We start from the raw sequence: 20,758 nt of genomic DNA on the forward strand, positions 1-20,758 counted from the left end.
TGAATATCATGCGAAGCGCGCGCCAGTAGCGGAGCTTGCTTCAGAGGGTAGTTAATTGAACGATATGGCAAAGAATCTGATCCTGTGGTTGATCATCGCGGCAGTCCTGGTGACGGTGATGAACAACTTCTCCAGCCCTAACGAGCCGCAGACCCTCAACTATTCCGACTTCATCCAGCAGGTCAAGGATGGCAAGGTCGAGCGCGTGGCCGTCGATGGCTACGTGATTACCGGCAAGCGCAACGATGGCGACAGCTTCAAGACCATTCGTCCGGCAATTCAGGACAATGGCCTGATCGGCGACCTGGTCGACAACCACGTCGTGGTCGAAGGCAAGCAGCCTGAACAGCAAAGCATCTGGACCCAGCTTCTGGTGGCCAGCTTCCCGATCCTGGTCATCATCGCGGTGTTCATGTTCTTCATGCGCCAGATGCAAGGCGGTGCGGGCGGCAAGGGTGGGCCGATGAGCTTTGGCAAGAGCAAGGCGCGCCTGCTGTCCGAAGATCAGGTAAAGACCACGCTGGCTGACGTTGCCGGTTGCGACGAAGCCAAGGAAGAGGTTGGCGAGCTGGTCGAATTCCTTCGTGATCCGGGCAAGTTCCAGCGTCTCGGTGGCCGCATCCCGCGCGGTGTACTGATGGTTGGTCCCCCGGGTACTGGTAAAACCTTGCTGGCCAAGGCGATTGCCGGCGAAGCCAAAGTGCCGTTCTTCACCATTTCCGGTTCCGACTTCGTCGAAATGTTCGTCGGTGTCGGTGCCAGCCGCGTTCGTGACATGTTCGAACAGGCCAAGAAACACGCACCCTGCATTATTTTCATCGACGAGATCGACGCCGTTGGTCGCCATCGTGGCGCTGGCATGGGTGGCGGTCACGACGAGCGCGAGCAGACCCTCAACCAGTTGCTGGTCGAGATGGACGGCTTCGAAATGAATGACGGCATCATCGTCATCGCCGCAACCAACCGTCCTGATGTGCTGGACCCGGCTCTGCTGCGTCCTGGTCGTTTCGACCGCCAGGTGGTGGTCGGTCTGCCGGACATCCGTGGTCGCGAACAGATCCTCAAGGTCCACATGCGTAAAGTGCCAATGGGTGATGACGTAGCTCCGGCCGTTATCGCACGTGGTACTCCGGGCTTCTCCGGTGCTGACCTGGCTAACCTGGTCAACGAGGCTTCACTGTTCGCTGCTCGTGCCGGCAAGCGCATCGTCGAGATGAAAGAGTTCGAACTGGCGAAAGACAAGATCATGATGGGCGCCGAGCGCAAATCCATGGTCATGTCCGAGAAGGAAAAGCAGAACACCGCTTATCACGAAGCCGGCCACGCTATCGTCGGTCGCGTCGTGCCCGAGCATGATCCGGTCTATAAAGTGTCGATCATCCCGCGCGGACGTGCGCTGGGTGTGACCATGTTCCTGCCGGAAGAGGATCGCTACAGCCTGTCCAAGCGTGCGTTGATCAGTCAGATCTGCTCGCTGTACGGCGGCCGTATCGCCGAAGAAATGACGTTGGGCTTCGACGGGGTGACTACAGGTGCCTCCAACGACATCATGCGTGCCAGTCAGATTGCGCGGAACATGGTGACCAAGTGGGGGCTGTCTGAAAAACTCGGTCCGTTGATGTATGCGGAAGAAGAAGGCGAGGTGTTCCTCGGTCGTGGCGGTGGCGGTCAGAACGCCAGCTTCTCGGGCGAAACGGCCAAACTGATCGACTCGGAAGTGCGCAGCATCATTGATCAGTGCTACGGCACCGCCAAGCAGATCCTCACGGACAACCGTGACAAGCTCGACGCCATGGCTGATGCCTTGATGAAGTACGAGACCATCGATGCCGAACAGATCGACGACATCATGGCGGGTCGTACGCCGCGCGAGCCGCGCGACTGGTCGGGTGGTACTGGTACGCCTCCTCCGGTCGTTCAGGATGAGCGTCCGGAAACACCGATTGGCGGTCCGGCTGCTGACGTTTAAGGTTTGAAATGACTTCTGTACAGTCCCTGACCCGGTTGCCTTGCGGCAACCGGGTTCTTGATTTGGCCCGGACGCATGTCATGGGCATTCTCAATGTCACTCCCGATTCCTTTTCCGATGGCGGTCGATACAGTCAGCTTGATGCAGCCTTGCGTCATGCCGAGGCGATGGTGTCTGCCGGTGCAACGCTGATTGACGTTGGCGGTGAGTCAACCCGTCCTGGCGCTCGTGCGGTTTCTCCTCTCGAGGAGCTTGAGCGAGTGGCGCCGATCGTCGAGCTGATCAATCGCGAACTCGATGTGATCATTTCGGTCGATACATCCACTCCGGCTGTCATGCGGGAAACCGCGCGTCTGGGGGCCGGCTTGATCAATGATGTGCGATCGTTGCAGCGTGATGGTGCGCTGGATGCAGCGGCGGCCACCGGGTTGCCGGTCTGCCTGATGCATATGCTGGGAGAGCCCGGCAACATGCAGGACAATCCGCACTATCAGGATGTCACTCGTGAAGTGGGTGAGTTTCTCGCCGAGCGTATGGAGCGATGCGCTTCGGTCGGCATACCCGCCGAACGGATCATCCTTGATCCTGGCTTCGGTTTCGCAAAAAACCTTCAGCACAATCTAAGCTTGTTCAGGCACATGGAAGCCCTCCATGCATTGGGTCGACCTCTGCTGGTGGGTGTTTCGCGAAAAAGCATGATCGGACAGGCCCTGAATCGCCCCGTGGGTGAGCGTCTGTATGGTGGTCTGGCACTGGCCGCACTGGCATCGGTCAAAGGCGCACGTATATTGCGCGTCCATGATGTGGCAGAAACGGTGGATGTCGTGCGCATGATCGCGGCCGTGGAATCAGCCGAATAAGAATGATGGAGTACTTATGAGCAAGAAATACTTTGGTACCGACGGTATTCGTGGTCGCGTCGGTGAGTACCCGATCACTCCGGACTTCATGCTCAAGCTCGGCTGGGCTGCCGGCATGGCCTTCCGAAAAATGGGCGCCTGCAAGGTGCTCGTCGGCAAAGACACGCGAATTTCCGGTTACATGTTCGAATCGGCGCTGGAAGCCGGTCTGACATCGGCCGGCGCCGATGTAATGTTGCTCGGCCCGATGCCGACACCTGCCATTGCTTACCTGGCGCGTACCTTCCAGGCTGAAGCCGGTATTGTGATCAGTGCTTCGCACAACCCTCACGATGACAATGGCATCAAGTTTTTCTCCGGCAGGGGCACCAAGTTGCCGGACGAGTTGGAGCTGATGATCGAGGAGTTGCTCGATACGCCAATGACTGTTGTCGAGTCGAGCAAGATCGGCAAGGTATCGCGAATCAACGATGCCTCCGGCCGTTATATCGAATTCTGCAAGAGCAGTGTACCGACCAACACCAGCTTTGCCGGTCTCAAGGTCGTGATCGACTGTGCGCACGGTGCGACCTACAAGGTCGCGCCAAGTGTGTTCCGCGAACTGGGTGCCGAGGTCGTCGTGTTGTCCGCGCAGCCCAACGGGCTGAACATCAACGACAACTGTGGTTCGACCCATATGGGGCCGTTGCAGGCAGCGGTGCTTGCCGAACACGCTGATCTGGGGATTGCGTTCGATGGTGACGGTGACCGCGTGCTGATGGTCGACCATACCGGTGCGATAGTCGACGGTGACGAACTGATCTTCATCATCGCCCGCGATCTGCATGAGCGTGGCAAGCTGCAGGGCGGCGTGGTCGGCACGCTGATGAGCAACCTTGGCCTGGAGCTGGCTCTGGCGGATCTGGGTATTCCTTTCGTGCGTGCCAATGTCGGCGACCGTTATGTGATTGCCGAATTGCTGGAGCGCAACTGGCAGGTTGGTGGCGAGAACTCGGGGCATGTCGTCTGCTTTAATCACACCACTACGGGGGATGCGATCATCGCTGCATTGCAGGTGTTGATGGCACTCAAGACTCGCAATGAAGGTCTTGCTCAAACCCGACAGGCCCTGCGCAAGTGTCCGCAAGTGCTGATCAATGTCCGATTTGGCGGTGGCGACAGTCCGCTCGAGCACCCCGCTGTCAAGGAAGCCAGCAAGCGAGTAACCGAGGCGATGGCGGGTCGTGGGCGTGTGCTTCTGCGCAAGTCCGGGACAGAGCCTCTGGTGCGCGTCATGGTCGAGGGTGAGGATCAAACCCAGGTTCGCGGCTATGCCGAAGAACTGGCAAAACTGGTAACTGAAGTTTCTGCCTGATACGGCTTGCCAGTCGTGATTGTGTTGGGTAACATCTGCGCCCACTTTGACCGACGAGGTACAGCATGCGTCGCCCTATGGTAGCTGGTAACTGGAAGATGCACGGTACCCGCGCCAGCGTCGCTGAGCTGATCAACGGCCTTCGTCATCTGGCCTTGCCAAGCGGTGTTGATGTCGCGGTATTTCCGCCTTGCCTGCATATCAATCAAGTGATTGATGGCTTGAAAGGAAAGTCGATTTCGGTCGGCGCGCAGAACTCTGCGGTGGAATCGATGCAAGGTGCGCTGACAGGTGAAATTGCACCGAGTCAGTTGGTGGATGCAGGATGTTCCCTGGTGCTTGTAGGGCACTCCGAACGCCGCCAGATCATGGGCGAGCGAGACGGGATGCTGAATCGCAAGTTCGCAGCGGCGCAGGCATGTGGCTTGATTCCGGTGCTGTGTGTGGGGGAGACCCTGGAGCAGCGCGAAGCTGGGAAAACTCTTGAAGTTGTCGGGCGTCAGCTGGGCAGCATTATTGAGGAGCTGGGTGTTGGTGCCTTTGCCAATGCAGTGATCGCATACGAGCCGGTCTGGGCCATTGGCACCGGGCTGACTGCAACGCCGCAACAGGCTCAGGATGTGCATAAGGCCATTCGTGAGCAGTTGGCGGCAGAGAATTCTGAAGTCGCACGAGGCGTGCGGCTTCTATACGGCGGCAGCGTGAAGGCGGCCAATGCGGTCGAACTGTTCGGCATGCCGGATATCGATGGGGGGCTCATTGGTGGGGCTTCCCTGAATGCAGATGAGTTCGGTGCGATTTGTCGCGCCGCGGGAAACTGAAAAAATGCTGGAAACAGTCGTAGTCGTTTTTCATCTGCTGGGTGCATTGGGCGTAGTTGCTCTGGTTTTGCTGCAGCAGGGTAAAGGTGCGGATGCTGGCGCGTCTTTCGGAGCAGGTGCTTCAAATACTGTGTTCGGAAGCCAAGGTTCCTCTACCTTTCTTAGTAAGTTTACTGCTATACTTGCCGCCGGTTTCTTCATAACCAGCTTGGGGTTAGGATACTTTGCTAAAGAGAAAGCTCATCAGCTGACTCAGGCAGGTTTGCCAAACCCGGCAGTGTTGGAAGTTCCAAAGCAACAACCGGCTTCTGATGATGTCCCGGTGCTTCAAGAGCAAAAGTCGGCTACTCCAGCGACTGACGTACCTCCAGCTCAAGAGCAGAAGTAAGAAGGGTTTCAAACGTAGTTTTGCCGAGGTGGTGGAATTGGTAGACACGCAACCTTGAGGTGGTTGTGCCCATAGGGTGTAGGGGTTCGAGTCCCCTTCTCGGTACCAATTAGTCAGGAGAGCCCGCTGTTGCGGGCTTTCTTGCAGGTGGAAGGTTACATTGACCCTTTCAGGGATCGGTCGTATACTTCCGCCCCAGCTTTGTCGCGGGGTGGAGCAGTCTGGTAGCTCGTCGGGCTCATAACCCGAAGGTCGTCGGTTCAAATCCGGCCCCCGCAACCAGTTTAAGGAGCCCCTTTTAAGGGGCTTTTTGTTAGCTGGACACTTTCAACGCCGCTGTTCGACGGCGTTTCAAGGATGGGCGTTTCGCCCATTTTTTTATTTTGCAAAGCATGCACATACATGCACGAGGGGGTTCAGGTGTCGAGCAAGCTAGAAGAGTTGCAGGCCTTGTTGGCCCCGGTGGTCGTGGCCCTGGGCTATGAATGCTGGGGTATTGAGTTTTCGGCTCAAGGTCGCCACTCAATGTTGCGCGTTTATATCGATAAGGAAGGCGGCGTGCTGGTGGACGATTGCGCCATCGTCAGCCGTCAGATCAGCGGTGTGCTGGATGTTGAAGATCCGATATCCGTTGAATACACCCTTGAAGTTTCCTCGCCAGGCATGGAACGCCCACTGTTCACTCTTGAGCAGTTTGCCAAATATGTCGGTGAACAAGTGAAGATCAAGCTGCGCTCGCCTTTTGAAGGACGACGCAACTTTCAGGGCCTTCTGCGCGGTGTAGAAGAACAGGATGTCGTGGTGCAGGTAGATGACCATGAGTTCCTGTTGCCGATCGATATGATCGACAAGGCCAACATTATTCCCAGTTTTGACTGAGACGCGGATCCCGCGGATCCAATGGCTTGCGAAAGGCGAGGCGTACGATGAGCAAAGAAGTACTGCTGGTTGTTGAGTCGGTATCCAATGAAAAGGGCGTACCGGCAAGCGTAATTTTTGAAGCGCTGGAGCTGGCTCTGGCCACTGCTACCAAAAAGCGTTTTGAAGACGAAGTTGATCTGCGTGTGGAAATCAATCGCCACACCGGTTCTTACGAAACTTTCCGTCGCTGGACGGTCGTCGAAGAGAATGATCTCGATGATCCGGCCATTGAAACCTGGCCAAGCAAGGTTGCCGAAACGCATCCTGGCGCCAAGGTTGGTGACGTCGTTGAAGAAAAGATCGAATCCATCGAGTTCGGCCGCATCGCTGCGCAGACCGCCAAGCAGGTCATCGTGCAGAAAGTGCGCGAAGCCGAGCGCGCTCAAGTGGTTGACGCCTATCGCGAGCGCCTGGGAGAAATCATCTCCGGCACCGTGAAGAAAGTGACCCGCGACAACGTGATCGTCGACCTGGGTAATAACGCCGAGGCGTTGCTGGCCCGTGAAGACATCATTTCTCGCGAAACCTTCCGTGTTGGCGTGCGTCTGCGTGCGCTGCTCAAGGAAATCCGCACCGAGAACCGTGGCCCTCAGCTGATCCTGTCGCGTACCGCGCCGGAAATGCTGATCGAGCTGTTCCGTATCGAAGTGCCGGAAATCGCTGAAGGCCTCATCGAAGTCATGGCCGCTTCCCGTGATCCGGGTTCGCGGGCCAAGATTGCCGTCCGTTCCAAGGACAAACGCATCGACCCGCAGGGCGCGTGCATCGGTATGCGCGGTTCGCGCGTCCAGGCCGTGTCGGGCGAGTTGGGTGGCGAGCGTGTCGATATCGTCCTGTGGGACGACAACCCGGCGCAGTTCGTGATCAATGCCATGTCGCCGGCAGAAGTGGCGGCCATCATCGTTGACGAAGATGCCCACGCCATGGACATCGCCGTTGGCGCAGACAATCTGGCTCAGGCCATCGGTCGTGGTGGTCAGAACGTGCGTCTGGCGAGCCAGCTGACTGGCTGGACCCTGAACGTGATGACCGAATCGGACATCCAGGCTAAGCAACAAGCGGAAACCGGCGACATCCTGCGCAACTTCATCGACGAGCTGGAAGTCGACGAAGAGCTGGCTCAGGTGCTGGTAGACGAAGGCTTCACCAGCCTGGAAGAGATTGCCTACGTACCGTTGGAAGAAATGCTCAACATCGACGGCTTTGACGAGGAGATCGTCAACGAGCTTCGCGCTCGTGCCAAGGATCGCTTGTTGACCAAAGCCATCGCTACTGAGGAAAAGCTGGCAGACGCCCATCCGGCCGAAGACCTGCTCTCGCTTGAGGGTATGGACAAGGATTTGGCGATGGAACTGGCGGTGCGCGGCGTAATTACCCGCGAAGACCTGGCCGAGCAGTCTATTGACGACCTGCTCGACATCGACGGCATTGACGATGATCGTGCCGGCAAGTTGATCATGGCCGCCCGAGCCCACTGGTTCGAGTAATTAGGCGCGGCCTGAGGAGAGAAATGCATGACGCAAGTCACGGTGAAACAACTGGCCGATGAGGTCAAAACACCGGTAGAGCGCCTGTTGCAGCAGATGCGTGAGGCAGGTCTGCCGCACACCGCCGCCGAAGAACATGTGACTGACAGTGAGAAGCAATCCCTGCTGACTCACTTGAAGAGCAGCCACAAGGCGAAAGTGGAAGAACCACGCAAGATCACGCTGCAGCGTAAAACCACCAGCACCCTGCGTGTGGCTGGCAGCAAAAGCATCAGCGTTGAAGTCCGCAAGAAGAAAGTTTTCGTACAGCGTAGCCCGGAAGAAATCGAAGCCGAGCGCAAGCGTGAACTGGATGAGCGTCGCGCAGTAGAGAATGCTGCCCGTCAAAAGGCTGAAGAAGAAGCCCGTGTTCGCGCTGAAGAAGAAGCGCGTCGCCAGCCTGCTGCACCGACCGCTTCTGCCGAGCCTGTTGCTGCGCCTGCGCCAGCCGCTGAACCTGTGCGCGAAGCTGCGCCGGTTGTGGCTGCTGCGCCCGCTGCCGACACTCGCAAGCGTGACGAACAGCGCCGTCCGGACAAACCACGTGCCGACGATAACAACCGTCGTGGCGGTGGTGATGGCGAGCGCAAGAATGCTCCGCATCGCGCTTCGGTCAAGGAAAAGGCACCGGCTCCACGTGTGGCGCCACGCACCACCGACGAAGAAAGCGATGGCTTCCGTCGCGGCGGTCGCGGCAAGGCCAAGCTGAAGAAACGCAACGCCCACGGTTTCCAGAGCCCGACCGGCCCTGTCGTGCGTGAAGTGAAGATCGGCGAAACCATCACTGTTGGCGATCTCGCTCAGCAGATGTCGGTGAAGGCTGCTGAAATCATCAAGTTCATGTTCAAACTGGGTACTCCAGCGACCATCAACCAGGTGCTTGATCAGGAAACTGCTCAGCTGGTAGCCGAAGAACTGGGCCACAAAGTGACCCTGGTCAGCGACACTGCCCTTGAAGATTCCCTGGCCGAGTCCCTGAAGTTTGAAGGTGAAGCGGTTCCTCGTGCGCCGGTCGTGACCGTAATGGGTCACGTTGACCACGGCAAGACCTCGCTGCTCGACTACATCCGTCGTGCCAAGGTTGCTGCTGGCGAAGCCGGCGGTATTACCCAGCACATTGGTGCTTACCACGTTGAAACCGAACGCGGCATGGTCACCTTCCTCGACACCCCGGGTCACGCCGCGTTTACCGCAATGCGTGCCCGTGGTGCCAAGGCGACCGACATCGTGATCCTGGTGGTTGCGGCGGACGACGGCGTGATGCCACAAACCATCGAAGCTGTTCAGCATGCTCAGGCGGCTGGCGTTCCTCTGGTGGTTGCGGTGAACAAGATCGACAAGCCGGGTGCTGATCTCGATCGCATCCGCAGCGAACTGTCGGCTCACGGCGTGACCTCCGAAGAGTGGGGTGGCGACACTCCATTCGTTCCGGTCTCGGCGAAGATGGGTACCGGCGTCGACGAACTGCTTGAAGCTGTTCTGCTGCAAGCCGAAGTTCTCGAACTGACTGCCACTCCATCGGCCCCAGGCCGTGGTGTCGTGGTTGAATCGCGTCTGGACAAGGGCCGTGGCCCGGTAGCGACTGTTCTGGTTCAGGACGGTACGCTGCGTCAAGGCGACATGGTGCTGGTCGGCTCGAACTACGGCCGTGTACGCGCCATGCTCGACGAGAACGGCAAGCCGATCAAGGAAGCGGGCCCGGCCATTCCGGTCGAGATCCTCGGCCTGGACGGTACGCCTGACGCTGGCGACGAGATGAGCGTGGTTGCCGACGAGAAGAAAGCCCGTGAAGTGGCTCTGTTCCGTCAAGGCAAGTTCCGCGAAGTCAAACTGGCTCGCGCTCACGCCGGCAAGCTGGAAAACATCTTCGAAAGCATGGGTCAGGAAGAGAAGAAGACGCTCAACATCGTCCTCAAATCCGACGTCCGTGGCTCGCTGGAAGCCTTGCAGGGTGCTCTGAACGGCCTGGGCAACGACGAAGTGCAAGTGCGCGTGGTCGGTGGCGGTGTCGGTGGTATCACCGAATCCGACGCCAACCTGGCACTGGCTTCCAACGCTGTACTGTTCGGCTTCAACGTGCGTGCCGATGCCGGCGCACGGAAGATCGTCGAGCAGGAAGGTCTGGACATGCGTTACTACAACGTAATCTACGACATCATCGAAGACGTCAAGAAAGCCCTGACCGGTATGCTTGGCAGCGATGTTCGCGAGAACATCCTCGGTGTGGCCGAAGTACGTGATGTGTTCCGTTCGCCTAAGTTCGGCGCTATCGCCGGCTGCATGGTGATCGAGGGTACCGTCCACCGTAACCGTCCGATCCGCGTACTGCGTGAAGACATCGTTATCTTCGAAGGCGAGCTGGAATCCCTGCGTCGCTTCAAGGATGACGCTTCCGAAGTGCGTGCCGGCATGGAATGCGGTATTGGCGTGAAGAGCTACAACGACGTCAAAGTCGGTGACAAGATCGAAGTCTTCGAGAAGGTTCAGGTTGCTCGCAGCCTCTGACTCGTGCACTTCAAGGGCCACGTCGGGCCGCCGCATGAAAATGCGCGGCACGGCGTCAGGACTCTAAACGCAACGCCCGGTCTGGCTTTTTGTCAGGCCGGGCGTTTGCCGCTTTCAGACCTTGCGGGTTTCACCGCGGGGCAGTAACAGGTAACAAATCATGGCAAAAGAATACAGCCGTACCCAACGAATCGGCGATCAGATGCAGCGTGAGCTGGCCCAGCTGATCCGTCGTGAAGTCAAAGATCCGCGTGTCGGCCTGGTCACCATTACCGCTGTTGATGTCAGCCGTGACGTTGGTCACGCGAAGATCTTCATCACCGTGATGGGGCAGGACAACGCCGAAGACATCGCGCAAAGCATCAAGGTGCTCAATGCTGCCGCCGGTTTCCTGCGCATGCAGCTGGCTCGTGAAATGAAGCTGCGCAGCGTGCCTCAATTGCACTTCCACTACGACGAAAGTGTCGCCCGTGGCGCGCACCTGTCGGCTCTGATCGAGCGAGCGGTGGCCGAAGACAGTCAGCACGAAACTGCTGCACCCGAAGACACCAAGGAGTAACTCGGTGGCTCAGGTCAAACGTATCCGTCGTAACGTCAGTGGCATCATCCTGCTCGACAAGCCGCTGGGGTTTACCTCCAACGCCGCGTTGCAGAAGGTTCGCTGGCTGCTCAACGCCGAGAAGGCCGGTCACACCGGCAGTCTCGACCCACTGGCTACCGGCGTGTTGCCGCTGTGCTTTGGCGAGGCGACCAAGTTCTCGCAGTATCTGCTTGATTCCGACAAGGGTTACGAAACCCTGGCGCAACTGGGCAAGACCACCACCACGGCAGACGCCGAAGGCGAGGTTTTGCAGGAGCGTCCGGTGACCGTTGGTCAGGCCGACATTGAAGCGGTCCTGCCGAAATTTCGCGGTCAAATCAGTCAGATACCGCCGATGTACTCCGCTCTCAAGCGTGATGGCCAGCCGCTGTACAAGCTGGCCCGTGCAGGCGAAGTAGTGGAGCGCGAACCGCGTTCTGTTACTATTGCGCGCTTGGAATTGCTGGCCTTCGAAGGCGATACTGCGCGTCTGGCGGTGGATTGCAGCAAGGGCACCTATATTCGTACCCTGGTGGAGGATATCGGTGAGCAACTCGGTTGTGGTGCATACGTCGCTGAATTGCGCCGTACCCAGGCCGGGCCTTTCACCCTGGCGCAGACCGTGACCCTCGAAGAGCTTGAAGCGGTACATGCCGAAGGCGGCAACGAAGCGGTCGACCGCTTCCTGATGCCATCGGACAGCGGCCTGCAGGATTGGCCACTGCTGCAGTTCTCGGAGGCGAGCGCGTTCTACTGGCTCAACGGCCAGCCGGTACGTGCCCCGGATGCTCCGAAGTTCGGCATGGTGCGGGTACAGGATCATAACGGTCGCTTCATCGGTATCGGTGAAGTGAGCGAAGACGGGCGGATCGCGCCGCGTCGACTGATTCGGTCAGAATGACCGAACGAGTGTGGCTGTTAACAGGCACGGTCACTACTCATTTATAGATACAGGGATTTGTCCCTGGCCTGTTGAAACCGTTTCTGAAACGGTTTCCTGATAAAAGGATTGCCTCATGGCTCTCGACGTTCAAGAAAAAGCCCAAATCGTAGCTGACTACCAGCAAGCTGTTGGTGACACTGGTTCGCCAGAAGTGCAAGTTGCACTGCTGACCGCCAACATCAACAAACTGCAAGGTCACTTCAAGGCCAACGGTAAAGACCACCACTCCCGTCGTGGTCTGATCCGCATGGTTAACCAGCGTCGCAAGCTGCTGGACTACCTGAAAGGCAAGGACCTGAGCCGTTACAGCGCTCTGATCGCTCGCCTGGGTCTGCGTCGCTAATCAGCGATTGCGCTAGAGGTTGGTTGTCTGTCTTGCGTCAACGGGATTCCCGCTGGCGCATGGCAGGCTCCCAGCCTCAAGTTTTATCTGAACTACCGTTTTACCCGGACAATCAGCGGGCCGATTCCCGACGTTGCCCAAGAATTTCGCAAGAAACCAGTTCCCCCAAGAGCCACAAAGAAGGTAGGACACCGTGAACCCGGTAATCAAAAAATTCCAGTTCGGTCAGTCGACCGTTACCCTCGAGACTGGCCGTATCGCCCGTCAGGCCTCCGGCGCAGTATTGGTCACCGTTGACGACGACGTCAGCGTGTTGGTGACCGTAGTCGGTGCCAAGCAAGCCGATCCGGGCAAGGGCTTCTTCCCTCTGTCCGTTCATTACCAGGAAAAGACTTACGCTGCCGGCAAGATCCCTGGCGGTTTCTTCAAGCGTGAAGGCCGTCCTTCCGAGAAAGAAACCCTGACTTCCCGACTGATCGACCGTCCGATCCGTCCGCTGTTCCCTGAAGGCTTCATGAACGAAGTGCAGGTTGTCTGCACCGTGGTTTCCACCAGCAAGAAGACCGATCCGGACATCGCTGCGATGATCGGTACCTCGGCTGCCCTGGCGATCTCCGGCATTCCGTTCGACGGCCCGATCGGCGCCGCTCGCGTTGCTTTCCACGAAAGCACCGGTTACCTGCTGAACCCGACTTACGAGCAGCAAGCTGCCTCGAGCCTGGACATGGTTGTTGCCGGTACTTCGGACGCTGTACTGATGGTTGAATCGGAAGCCAAAGAGCTGACCGAAGACCAGATGCTGGGCGCGGTACTGTTTGCTCACGACGAGTTCCAGGTCGTGATCAACGCTGTAAAAGAACTGGCTGCCGAAGCTGCCAAGCCAACCTGGACCTGGGCACCGGCTCCAGAGGCCACCGAGCTGCTGGCCGCTATCCGTTCCGAGTTCGGCGAAGCGATCTCCCAGGCTTACACCATCACCATCAAGGCCGACCGTTATGCGCGTCTGGGCGAGCTGCGTGACCAGGTCGTTGCCAAGCTGTCCGGCGAAGAAGGCCAGCCTTCGGCTTCCGACGTCAAAGCCGCTTTCGGCGAAATCGAATACCGCACCGTTCGCGAAAACATCGTTAACGGCAAGCCACGTATCGACGGTCGCGACACCCGCACCGTACGTCCGCTGAACATCGAAGTCGGCGTTCTGCCGAAGACTCACGGTTCGGCACTGTTCACCCGTGGCGAAACCCAGGCTCTGGTGGTCGCGACGCTGGGCACCGCCCGTGACGCACAACTGCTGGACACTCTGGAAGGCGAGAAGAAAGACCCGTTCATGCTGCACTACAACTTCCCTCCGTTCTCGGTGGGCGAGTGTGGTCGCATGGGTGGCGCCGGTCGTCGCGAAATCGGTCACGGCCGTCTGGCCCGTCGCTCGGTTTCGGCCATGCTGCCAGCCGCTGACGTATTCCCGTACACCATCCGTGTGGTATCGGAAATCACCGAATCCAACGGTTCGAGCTCGATGGCTTCCGTTTGTGGTGCTTCCCTGGCCCTGATGGACGCCGGCGTTCCGATGAAGGCACCGGTTGCCGGTATCGCCATGGGTCTGGTTAAAGAAGGCGAGAAATTCGCTGTTCTGACCGACATCCTGGGTGACGAAGACCACCTGGGCGACATGGACTTCAAAGTGGCCGGTACCGCCAAAGGTGTGACCGCGCTGCAGATGGACATCAAGATCAAGGGCATCACCGAAGAGATCATGGAAATCGCTCTGGGCCAAGCCCTGGAAGCGCGCCTGAACATCCTCGGTCAGATGAACCAGATCATCGGCCAGTCGCGTACCGAACTGTCGGCCAACGCTCCGACCATGATCGCGATGAAGATCGACACCGACAAGATCCGTGACGTTATCGGTAAAGGTGGCGCGACCATCCGTGCGATCTGCGAAGAGACCAAGGCTTCGATCGACATCGAAGACGACGGCTCGATCAAGATCTTCGGCGAAACCAAGGAAGCGGCTGAAGCAGCACGTCAGCGCGTTCTGGGTATCACCGCAGAGGCCGAGATCGGCAAGATCTACGTCGGCAAGGTTGAGCGCATCGTCGACTTCGGCGCATTCGTCAACATCCTGCCAGGCAAGGACGGTCTGGTTCACATCTCGATGCTGAGCGACGCTCGCGTAGAGAAAGTGACCGACATCCTGAAAGAAGGCCAGGAAGTGGAAGTTCTGGTACTGGACGTGGACAACCGCGGCCGTATCAAACTGTCCATCAAAGACGTGGCAGCGGCCAAGGCTTCGGGCGTTTAATCACCCCATAGCTTTAGCGCAATAAAAATGCCCCGCCGTGAAAACGGCGGGGCATTTTTTTGTCCGTGAAATATCGAGTCATTCGGCGAAGTTGCCGACCTGCAAGACCAGTGCTAGGTTTAGCCCACCGCCCGTGTAGCTCAGCCGGTAGAGCAGCGCACTCGTAACGCGAAGGTCGCAGGTTCGATTCCTGTCTCGGGCACCACTTCCCCTTATTTCACCTTGCGGCTCAACTCCTCGACGGTCCGCTTGAGCTGATCCATCGCGCGATCCTGATCGTTGAGCTTCTGCTTCAGGCTGGAGATTTCGCTGTTGCTTGAGCTGGAGCTGGAGCCGCTGTTGCGCTTGAGGTCTTCGACCTGACGGCCGAGCGTATCGAGCTGGCGCTCCTGTTCCTTGACCTTGCTCTTCAGATCATCAATCTCTCTGCCGCTGGAACTCGAGCTGGAACCGCTGCTGCGTTTGAGCTCTTCGATCTGACGCGACTGATCGTTGACGGTGTCGCGCATCTTTTTCAGTTCATCGACACCAATACCGCTCTTGATTACCACGTCTTTGCCGAAATCGTTGTGAATGGCGGAGATCTCGTCGCCATAGGAAGGGCTGCTGCCACTGAGTTCAACTGCCATTGCACTGGTCAGAGGGGCGAGGGTGCCCAAGAGGACAGTCAAAGCGGTGGCGGACACAACAGAAGAAATCTTCGAAAAGCTGCGCATCACTGGGTTTCCTTGTGAACAGCGAAGGTGAGTGCCGATGTGGCACATGGCTATGACTTGGAAAGGCGATTTATGTTCCCCCGGTCAACTTTTTGTGGGAGAGATGTAAAGACCCGTGTAATTCGCTCGCCAAACGTCCTATATTCGCTGTCTGCATGAGCATCGCCCAGCAGTTTTCAGATGATCCCGAATGGTTCCGAAGGCCGGACAATCCGCGTCAGAGAGATCCTTGATGATCCACATCCATCTTCCATTCTTACGATCAGCGAGAACGCCATGACCGAGTTAACTCAAGAGCAACGCCACGAACAAGCGCTGGAAAAGTACAAGCTTGATGCGCCTGAGCTGATGGACGAGATCAAGGATCTCAGTCCCGATGATCAGAAGGACCAGATTCAGTGGGCGTTCGAAGACGAAGCCGAAGCCCAGGGCCTGCAACCTTGGGAGTTGACCCTCAAGTACACCAGCACGCCTGAGGAGTTCGAGGCCAAACGCCTGGAACTGCACAAGGAAGCGGCCGAAGTGTTGGGCGTCGAGTGGGATGAATATTGCGAGATGAACAATCTGGTGGTCTGAAACAAAAACGCCAGCCTCGAAAGGGCTGGCGTTTTTTATTGCGCGTTCGAATCAGAGGCTCAGGCGCATCGACAGGTCGACGGCCTTCACGTCCTTGGTCATCGCACCGATCGAGATGTAATCCACCCCGGTCTGTGCAATCGGCAACAGCGTGCTTTCGTTGATGCCGCCGCTGGCTTCCAGTTTCGCCTTGCCGCCGTTCAGGCGCACGGCTTCGCGCATGTCGTCCAGGCTCAGTTCGTCGAGCATGATGATGTCGGCGCCGGCCGCCAGGGCCTCCTTCAACTCTTCCAGGCTTTCCACTTCGACTTCCACCGGTTTGCCCGGTGCGATCTTGTGCGCTGCCGCAATGGCCTGAGGAATTCCGCCGCTGGCGGCGATGTGGTTTTCCTTGATCAGGAACGCGTCATAGAGACCGATGCGATGGTTATGGCAACCGCCGCAAGTCACCGCGTATTTCTGTGCCAGACGCAGACCCGGCAGGGTCTTGCGGGTATCGAGCAGTTTCACCCCGGTTTCGCCCACAAAGTCAGCAAGGTATTGCGCGCGGGTGGCCACACCGGACAGCAATTGCAGGAAGTTCAGAGCGCTGCGTTCACCGGTCAGCAGCGAGCGGGCCGGGCCTTCCAGGTGAAACAACGGCTGATTGGGCGAAACCCGTTCGCCATCGCGCACCTGCCAGTGCACCGCGACTCGCGGATCGAGCTGACGGAACACCGTATCGACCCAGGCTGTCCCGCAGATCACCGCGGCGTCACGGGTGATGATGGTGGCTTTGGCCAGGCGTTCGGCCGGGATCAATTGCGCGGTGATGTCGCCGCTGCCGATGTCTTCGAGCAACGCACGGCGCACGTTGGCTTCGATTTCGGCGGTCAAATCGGCGAGACGTAGATTCGGCATAACGGGCTCCACAAACTAAGTGGCCCGATTATAGGGGTATGGCACGGGCCAACCCAAGGCGAGAACCGCGTGGCTGCCTGCATCTGGTCGACTCCATGGAGCGAAGCCGTTGGGCGGCGGTCACTCAAGGGTGCGCCCGTCTAGGGGAAACCCTGACGCCTCTGGCGCCGGAGACAACTTTTGCAAGATAATCCGCCTTGCATTTGACGCCATGTCTTTGACGTCGGCAAATCACCGTTTCAGGAGGCTTGGATGCACAACGACGGGAACGTAGTGCCTTTGCACAAGGCTGCTACCGATCAGGCGAACCACTCGCCGCTCGCCCGCCTGCCTGTGATTCTGCTTCAGGTTCGCGACAAGGCTGCACAACGCCTGCGCAACGGCCTGCAGGAACTGTTCGATAACGCCGACGACACTCTGTTCGAAATGGCCGACCGGGCGCGCAACGACGTCGAGCAGAACATCTTTTTCGAAGCCATGCGCGACCTGCGCCTCAAGCGCAAGAACATCGAGCGCGGCTTTCTCGAGCAATACTTCGAGGCCTTTGTCGGTCTCATTCAATCCGATCCTGCCCAAAACGTCGTTTCGCATGCATTGCAGTACGAAGACGCCACGCCGCGTACCGACGACATGGAGCGCAACGTAGCCATCGAGACCATGGTGGGTCGGGTGCTCAACCGCGACGGTCTTGCACTCGATCAGTTGACCGCTCGGCTCAATGCGTTGCTGGGTAAATCCCTCGATGATCGCCACAACCCGCTGGGGCCGGCGATGCTCTGTGAGTATTTCCTCCAGGCCGGGCGCAATCTGGGGGTGGAGATCAAGGTCAAGCTGATTCTGCTCAAACTGTTCGAGCGCTATGTACTGGCTGATACCGCTCAGTTGTTCGCCGAAGCCAATCAACTGCTGGTGGCCACCGGTGTGTTGCCCGAACTGAAACCGGCCCCTTCGCGCCGGGTCGGGGATCATGCTGTGGCCAGCGTGGACGGCGAGTTTGACGATCTCGATCAGGCGCCAGCGGACGCCGGTGTACAGGAGGTTTTTGCCGCACTTCAGGAACTGTTGTCACACCTGCGCGGCAGTGTGGCGCCGACTCTGGAGCCCAGCGCGGCGACCCTGCCGATTTCCACCCGCGATCTGTTGCGCCTGCTGTCGCACTTGCAGCAATACGTGCCGGCGCTGGCGGGGCAGGAAGACTTCGACCTGCGCAACCAGCTTGAACAACTGCTGACCCGGGTCAGTGTGAAAAGCGGCAAATCCCGGGTCGTCGGAGAGGCCGACGAGGATGTGATCAACCTCGTCGCCATGGTCTTCGACTGCATTCTCGACGATCGCAATCTGCCGGACTCCCTCAAGGCGTTGATCGCCCGGCTGCAGATTCCCATGTTGAAAGTCGCGGTGATCGACAAGAGCTTTTTCAGCCGCAGCAGTCATCCGGCGCGCCGCCTGCTCAATGAAATCGCCGAAGCGGCCATGGGCTGGGGCGAGTGCGACGGCGATGCACGGGGCAGCCTGTACTTGCGCATCGAGCAAGTGGTACAGCGGCTGCTGACGGATTTCGTTGATGACCCGGCGATCTTCTCCGAACTGCTGGCGGACTTCCTAACCTTCACCAGCGACGAACGTCGCCGCAGTGAACTGCTTGAGCAACGCCTGCGCGACGCGGAAGAGGGCCGGGCGAAAACCGAGCTGGCGCGTGTCTGCGTCGAACAAGCGATGACCCGGGCGCTGCTGGGCAAAGTCCTGCCACCGTCGGTGGTAGCCTTCGTGCAGACGGCCTGGAGCAAAGTGTTGCTGCTGACCTGTCTCAAGCACGGCGATCAGTCCGCCGAATGGCAGGCCGATGTGCAGACCATGGAACAATTGATCTGGAGTGTGCAGCGTCACGCCGAGGCTGACGCGGGCCTGCGCTTGCTGACGCTGGTGCCGGGGTTGCTCAAATCGTTGCGTGACGGGTTGAGCAGCTCGGCCTTCGACCCGTTTGCCACCAGCGAGTTTTTCAGTGAGCTGGAGGGGCTGCATGTGCGCTTGCTCGAAACGCCGGCAGTGGATCAGTGCGAATTGCCACCGATGATCGAGGTTTCCCGGGCCATCGTTTTGCAGACCGCTGACGAGGCCGCCCTCACCCTGACCCCGGAGCGCTTGCCGGCCGACGACGCGAGCCTGCGCCAGGTCGATCAGCTGCGTCTGGGCAGCTGGGTGGCGTTCGAGGAGGATGACGAGCACGTCTTGCGCTGCAAACTGGCGGCGATCGTTCAGGCCACTGGCAAGTACGTATTCGTCGATCGCACCGGGATGAAGGTCCAGGAGCGCAACCGGCTCGCCCTGGCCATGGAGTTCCGCCGGGGCACGGTGCGGGCTCTGGACGATACCTTGCTGTTCGACCGCGCGCTGGAGTCGGTGCTCGGCAATCTGCGACGGCTCAATAACGGCAAGTGATCGCGCGTCGGGGGTCGATCGCGGCATACTGGGCGCCAACACAGTCGGCGTTGAAGGAATCGGTATGCAGTTGGATCCCGCAAGCGGGTGGTGTCATGGGGTGGAGGTCTGCCCATCGCCCAACTTCAATGAACGCCCGGCGGGCGAAGTTTCGCTGTTGGTCATCCACAACATCAGCCTGCCGCCGGCGCAGTTCGCCACCGGTAAGGTGCAGGAATTTTTCCAGAATCGTCTGGATGTCACGGAGCATCCTTACTTTGCCGGGATTGCCGACCTGCGCGTCTCCGCGCATTTCCTGATCGAACGTGACGGCAAGGTCACCCAGTTTGTCTCCTGTCTCGAGCGGGCGTGGCATGCGGGTGTATCGATTTTTGAAGGCCGCGAAACCTGTAACGATTTTTCCGTGGGCATCGAGCTCGAAGGCACTGATGATCTGCCATTTACCGATGCGCAGTATCAGGCCTTGATCACGCTGACCCGTCAGTTGCAAACAGCATTTCCGGCTATCACCGGCGCTCGTATCTGCGGGCACAGCGACATCGCACCCGGGCGCAAGACCGATCCTGGCCCGGCATTCGATTGGGCACGCTACCGCGCAGCCCTGGCACAAGAGGAAGGACAATGAGTTTTCTGGTGTTACTGCTGGCGGTCTGGGTCGAGAAGTTTTCGGCCCTGCGCCATCGGGTTCAACGCGATGGCGGATGGATCCGCGAACTGCACAAGCTTGAAAGCGGCAATCTGGCAAAACGGCCATGGCTGGTGCTGGTCATTCTGGTGTTGTTGCCGGTGGCCTTGCTGGGGCTGCTGCTGTTGGTGCTGGAGCCGGTTGCCTATGGCCTGTTGGCCTTGCCGGTGCATTTGCTGGTGGTGATTTACAGCCTGGGGCGGGGAGATCTGCTCGGCGGTCTCGGACCGTTCCGTGACGCCTGGCGCCGTGAGGATCTGCAAGCCGCTGCACATGTGGCCAAGCGCGATCTGGATATCTGCGCCGAGAGCGGCGAGCAACTGCTGGAGCAGGTACAGCAGCATTTGTTGTGGCAGGCGTACCAGAGTTTTTTCGCAGTGATTTTCTGGTACTTCCTGCTCGGTCCGGTCGCCGCCCTGAGCTATCGCCTGCTGGCCCTGGCAGAAGAGAACGCGCAGAACCCGGCGCTGGCCGAGCGGGCAGGGCAATTGCGGCACGCCTTCGACTGGGTGCCGGTGCGCCTGTTGGCGGCAAGTCTCGCGCTGGTCGGCAACTTTGTCGCGGTCAGCCGGATCATGCTGCATGAGCTGTTGAACTGGAACATCAGCGCCGCGCAACTGATCAACAAGGTCGGCCTGGCCGCCGGAGAGATTCCGCCTGCCGTCGTCGGCCCGGAAGGCATCAACACCCTCGATTGCCTGTGGGAGCTGCTGCTGCGTGCTGCGGTGTTGTGGTACGCCGGGTTTGCCCTGTGGACCGTCCTGATCCACTGATGCCTGCCTGAAGATCAATATGTCGCCCGAACGCAGCCCGCGTCCGGGCGATCCTTTGCCGTTAACCTTAAGTTACAAAACCTCCCTTCGATTTGAGCTATACAGAGATAGCGCCCGATAGTGGCTATCTGCTGTCGCCCCGCGCCTGCCAATAAAAACA

The 20,758-nt window shown here is 58.8% G+C and carries 18 protein-coding genes and 3 tRNA genes; 19 read left to right on the forward strand and 2 right to left on the reverse strand.

From position 1 onward, the window contains the following. Positions 1-64: 64 nt before the first annotated feature. The 15 genes from ftsH to J5M72_RS08585 all read left to right on the forward strand — a co-directional run bounded on the left by ftsH (position 65) and on the right by J5M72_RS08585 (position 14,714). Complete coding sequence (gene ftsH / locus J5M72_RS08515; RefSeq protein WP_169428805.1) at positions 65-1,969, forward strand: ATP-dependent zinc metalloprotease FtsH; 1,905 nt, start codon at positions 65-67, stop codon at positions 1,967-1,969. Between the two features lie 8 nt (positions 1,970-1,977). After that, positions 1,978-2,829 (forward strand): dihydropteroate synthase, encoded by an 852-nt coding sequence (folP, locus tag J5M72_RS08520; protein ID WP_207865168.1) that lies wholly within the window; start codon positions 1,978-1,980, stop codon positions 2,827-2,829. Between the two features lie 16 nt (positions 2,830-2,845). Next, on the forward strand, positions 2,846-4,183 hold the full coding sequence (gene glmM / locus J5M72_RS08525; protein WP_169428807.1) for a phosphoglucosamine mutase: 1,338 nt from the start codon (positions 2,846-2,848) through the stop codon (positions 4,181-4,183). 65 nt (positions 4,184-4,248) lie between these two features. Further along, complete coding sequence (tpiA, locus tag J5M72_RS08530; protein ID WP_003221542.1) at positions 4,249-5,004, forward strand: triose-phosphate isomerase; 756 nt, start codon at positions 4,249-4,251, stop codon at positions 5,002-5,004. A gap of 4 nt (positions 5,005-5,008) precedes the next feature. Next, the gene (secG, locus tag J5M72_RS08535) at positions 5,009-5,392 is read left to right on the forward strand and encodes a preprotein translocase subunit SecG (RefSeq protein ID WP_011332406.1); all 384 of its coding nucleotides are present in this window, start codon (positions 5,009-5,011) and stop codon (positions 5,390-5,392) included. A gap of 22 nt (positions 5,393-5,414) precedes the next feature. Next, positions 5,415-5,500 (forward strand) — tRNA-Leu (locus J5M72_RS08540). Positions 5,501-5,597: 97 nt separating this feature from the next. After that, a tRNA-Met gene (locus J5M72_RS08545) sits at positions 5,598-5,674 on the forward strand. Positions 5,675-5,812: 138 nt separating this feature from the next. Further along, entirely contained in the window at positions 5,813-6,271 is a 459-nt protein-coding gene (rimP, locus tag J5M72_RS08550) for a ribosome maturation factor RimP (protein ID WP_039769696.1), read from the forward strand. Positions 6,272-6,318: 47 nt separating this feature from the next. Further along, positions 6,319-7,800 (forward strand): transcription termination factor NusA, encoded by a 1,482-nt coding sequence (gene nusA / locus J5M72_RS08555; RefSeq protein ID WP_169428808.1) that lies wholly within the window; start codon positions 6,319-6,321, stop codon positions 7,798-7,800. A gap of 27 nt (positions 7,801-7,827) precedes the next feature. Further along, positions 7,828-10,344, forward strand: a complete 2,517-nt coding sequence (gene infB, locus J5M72_RS08560) for a translation initiation factor IF-2 (RefSeq protein ID WP_169428809.1) — start codon at positions 7,828-7,830, stop codon at positions 10,342-10,344. Between the two features lie 160 nt (positions 10,345-10,504). After that, on the forward strand, positions 10,505-10,903 hold the full coding sequence (gene rbfA / locus J5M72_RS08565) for a 30S ribosome-binding factor RbfA (RefSeq protein WP_085698395.1): 399 nt from the start codon (positions 10,505-10,507) through the stop codon (positions 10,901-10,903). 4 nt (positions 10,904-10,907) lie between these two features. Continuing rightward, complete coding sequence (gene truB / locus J5M72_RS08570; protein WP_007953739.1) at positions 10,908-11,825, forward strand: tRNA pseudouridine(55) synthase TruB; 918 nt, start codon at positions 10,908-10,910, stop codon at positions 11,823-11,825. 115 nt (positions 11,826-11,940) lie between these two features. Further along, positions 11,941-12,210: a 30S ribosomal protein S15 gene (gene rpsO / locus J5M72_RS08575; protein WP_085698397.1), complete on the forward strand. Its 270-nt coding sequence runs from the start codon at positions 11,941-11,943 to the stop codon at positions 12,208-12,210. A 193-nt stretch (positions 12,211-12,403) separates the two neighbouring features. Beyond that, a complete protein-coding gene (gene pnp, locus J5M72_RS08580; RefSeq protein WP_007953735.1) occupies positions 12,404-14,509 on the forward strand; it encodes a polyribonucleotide nucleotidyltransferase in 2,106 nt (701 codons plus the stop codon). 129 nt (positions 14,510-14,638) lie between these two features. After that, positions 14,639-14,714 (forward strand) — tRNA-Thr (locus J5M72_RS08585). Positions 14,715-14,721: 7 nt separating this feature from the next. Here J5M72_RS08585 and J5M72_RS08590 read toward each other — a convergent pair. Beyond that, positions 14,722-15,225: a hypothetical protein gene (locus tag J5M72_RS08590; RefSeq protein WP_207865170.1), complete on the reverse strand. Its 504-nt coding sequence runs from the start codon at positions 15,223-15,225 to the stop codon at positions 14,722-14,724. Positions 15,226-15,501: 276 nt separating this feature from the next. On the opposite strand from J5M72_RS08590, the gene J5M72_RS08595 reads away from it, so the two are divergent. Continuing rightward, the gene (locus tag J5M72_RS08595; RefSeq protein WP_085685841.1) at positions 15,502-15,801 is read left to right on the forward strand and encodes a DUF6388 family protein; all 300 of its coding nucleotides are present in this window, start codon (positions 15,502-15,504) and stop codon (positions 15,799-15,801) included. A 51-nt stretch (positions 15,802-15,852) separates the two neighbouring features. Here the strand turns inward: J5M72_RS08595 and nadC are convergent, their stop codons facing one another. Then, positions 15,853-16,701 (reverse strand): carboxylating nicotinate-nucleotide diphosphorylase, encoded by an 849-nt coding sequence (gene nadC, locus J5M72_RS08600; RefSeq protein WP_169428811.1) that lies wholly within the window; start codon positions 16,699-16,701, stop codon positions 15,853-15,855. A gap of 252 nt (positions 16,702-16,953) precedes the next feature. Between nadC and J5M72_RS08605 the strand changes: the two genes are divergently transcribed. The 3 genes from J5M72_RS08605 to ampE all read left to right on the forward strand — a co-directional run bounded on the left by J5M72_RS08605 (position 16,954) and on the right by ampE (position 20,598). Next, on the forward strand, positions 16,954-19,140 hold the full coding sequence (locus J5M72_RS08605; RefSeq protein WP_169428812.1) for a DUF1631 domain-containing protein: 2,187 nt from the start codon (positions 16,954-16,956) through the stop codon (positions 19,138-19,140). Between the two features lie 64 nt (positions 19,141-19,204). Beyond that, on the forward strand, positions 19,205-19,765 hold the full coding sequence (gene ampD / locus J5M72_RS08610) for a 1,6-anhydro-N-acetylmuramyl-L-alanine amidase AmpD (RefSeq protein WP_207865172.1): 561 nt from the start codon (positions 19,205-19,207) through the stop codon (positions 19,763-19,765). After that, positions 19,762-20,598: a regulatory signaling modulator protein AmpE gene (gene ampE / locus J5M72_RS08615; protein ID WP_169428814.1), complete on the forward strand. Its 837-nt coding sequence runs from the start codon at positions 19,762-19,764 to the stop codon at positions 20,596-20,598. The genes ampD and ampE overlap by 4 nt, the downstream gene beginning before the upstream one ends. The last annotated feature ends 160 nt before the right edge of the window (positions 20,599-20,758 follow it).

The sequence above is a fragment of the Pseudomonas sp. 58(2021) genome (assembly GCF_017491585.1).
In the GTDB taxonomy this organism is placed as follows: Bacteria; Pseudomonadota; Gammaproteobacteria; order Pseudomonadales; family Pseudomonadaceae; genus Aquipseudomonas; species Aquipseudomonas fluorescens_BT.

Excerpts from the sequence above, each read along its gene's own strand:
- ftsH (WP_169428805.1), top strand. The coding sequence starts at position 65 with ATGGCAAAGAATCTGATCCTGTGGTTGATCATCGCGGCAGTCCTGGTG.
- folP (WP_207865168.1), top strand. The coding sequence starts at position 1,978 with ATGACTTCTGTACAGTCCCTGACCCGGTTGCCTTGCGGCAACCGGGTT.
- glmM (WP_169428807.1), top strand. The coding sequence starts at position 2,846 with ATGAGCAAGAAATACTTTGGTACCGACGGTATTCGTGGTCGCGTCGGT.
- tpiA (WP_003221542.1), top strand. The coding sequence starts at position 4,249 with ATGCGTCGCCCTATGGTAGCTGGTAACTGGAAGATGCACGGTACCCGC.
- secG (WP_011332406.1), top strand. The coding sequence starts at position 5,009 with ATGCTGGAAACAGTCGTAGTCGTTTTTCATCTGCTGGGTGCATTGGGC.
- nusA (WP_169428808.1), top strand. The coding sequence starts at position 6,319 with ATGAGCAAAGAAGTACTGCTGGTTGTTGAGTCGGTATCCAATGAAAAG.
- infB (WP_169428809.1), top strand. The coding sequence starts at position 7,828 with ATGACGCAAGTCACGGTGAAACAACTGGCCGATGAGGTCAAAACACCG.
- rbfA (WP_085698395.1), top strand. The coding sequence starts at position 10,505 with ATGGCAAAAGAATACAGCCGTACCCAACGAATCGGCGATCAGATGCAG.
- rpsO (WP_085698397.1), top strand. The coding sequence starts at position 11,941 with ATGGCTCTCGACGTTCAAGAAAAAGCCCAAATCGTAGCTGACTACCAG.
- J5M72_RS08590 (WP_207865170.1), bottom strand. The coding sequence starts at position 15,225 with ATGCGCAGCTTTTCGAAGATTTCTTCTGTTGTGTCCGCCACCGCTTTG.
- J5M72_RS08595 (WP_085685841.1), top strand. The coding sequence starts at position 15,502 with ATGACCGAGTTAACTCAAGAGCAACGCCACGAACAAGCGCTGGAAAAG.
- nadC (WP_169428811.1), bottom strand. The coding sequence starts at position 16,701 with ATGCCGAATCTACGTCTCGCCGATTTGACCGCCGAAATCGAAGCCAAC.
- J5M72_RS08605 (WP_169428812.1), top strand. The coding sequence starts at position 16,954 with ATGCACAACGACGGGAACGTAGTGCCTTTGCACAAGGCTGCTACCGAT.
- ampD (WP_207865172.1), top strand. The coding sequence starts at position 19,205 with ATGCAGTTGGATCCCGCAAGCGGGTGGTGTCATGGGGTGGAGGTCTGC.
- ampE (WP_169428814.1), top strand. The coding sequence starts at position 19,762 with ATGAGTTTTCTGGTGTTACTGCTGGCGGTCTGGGTCGAGAAGTTTTCG.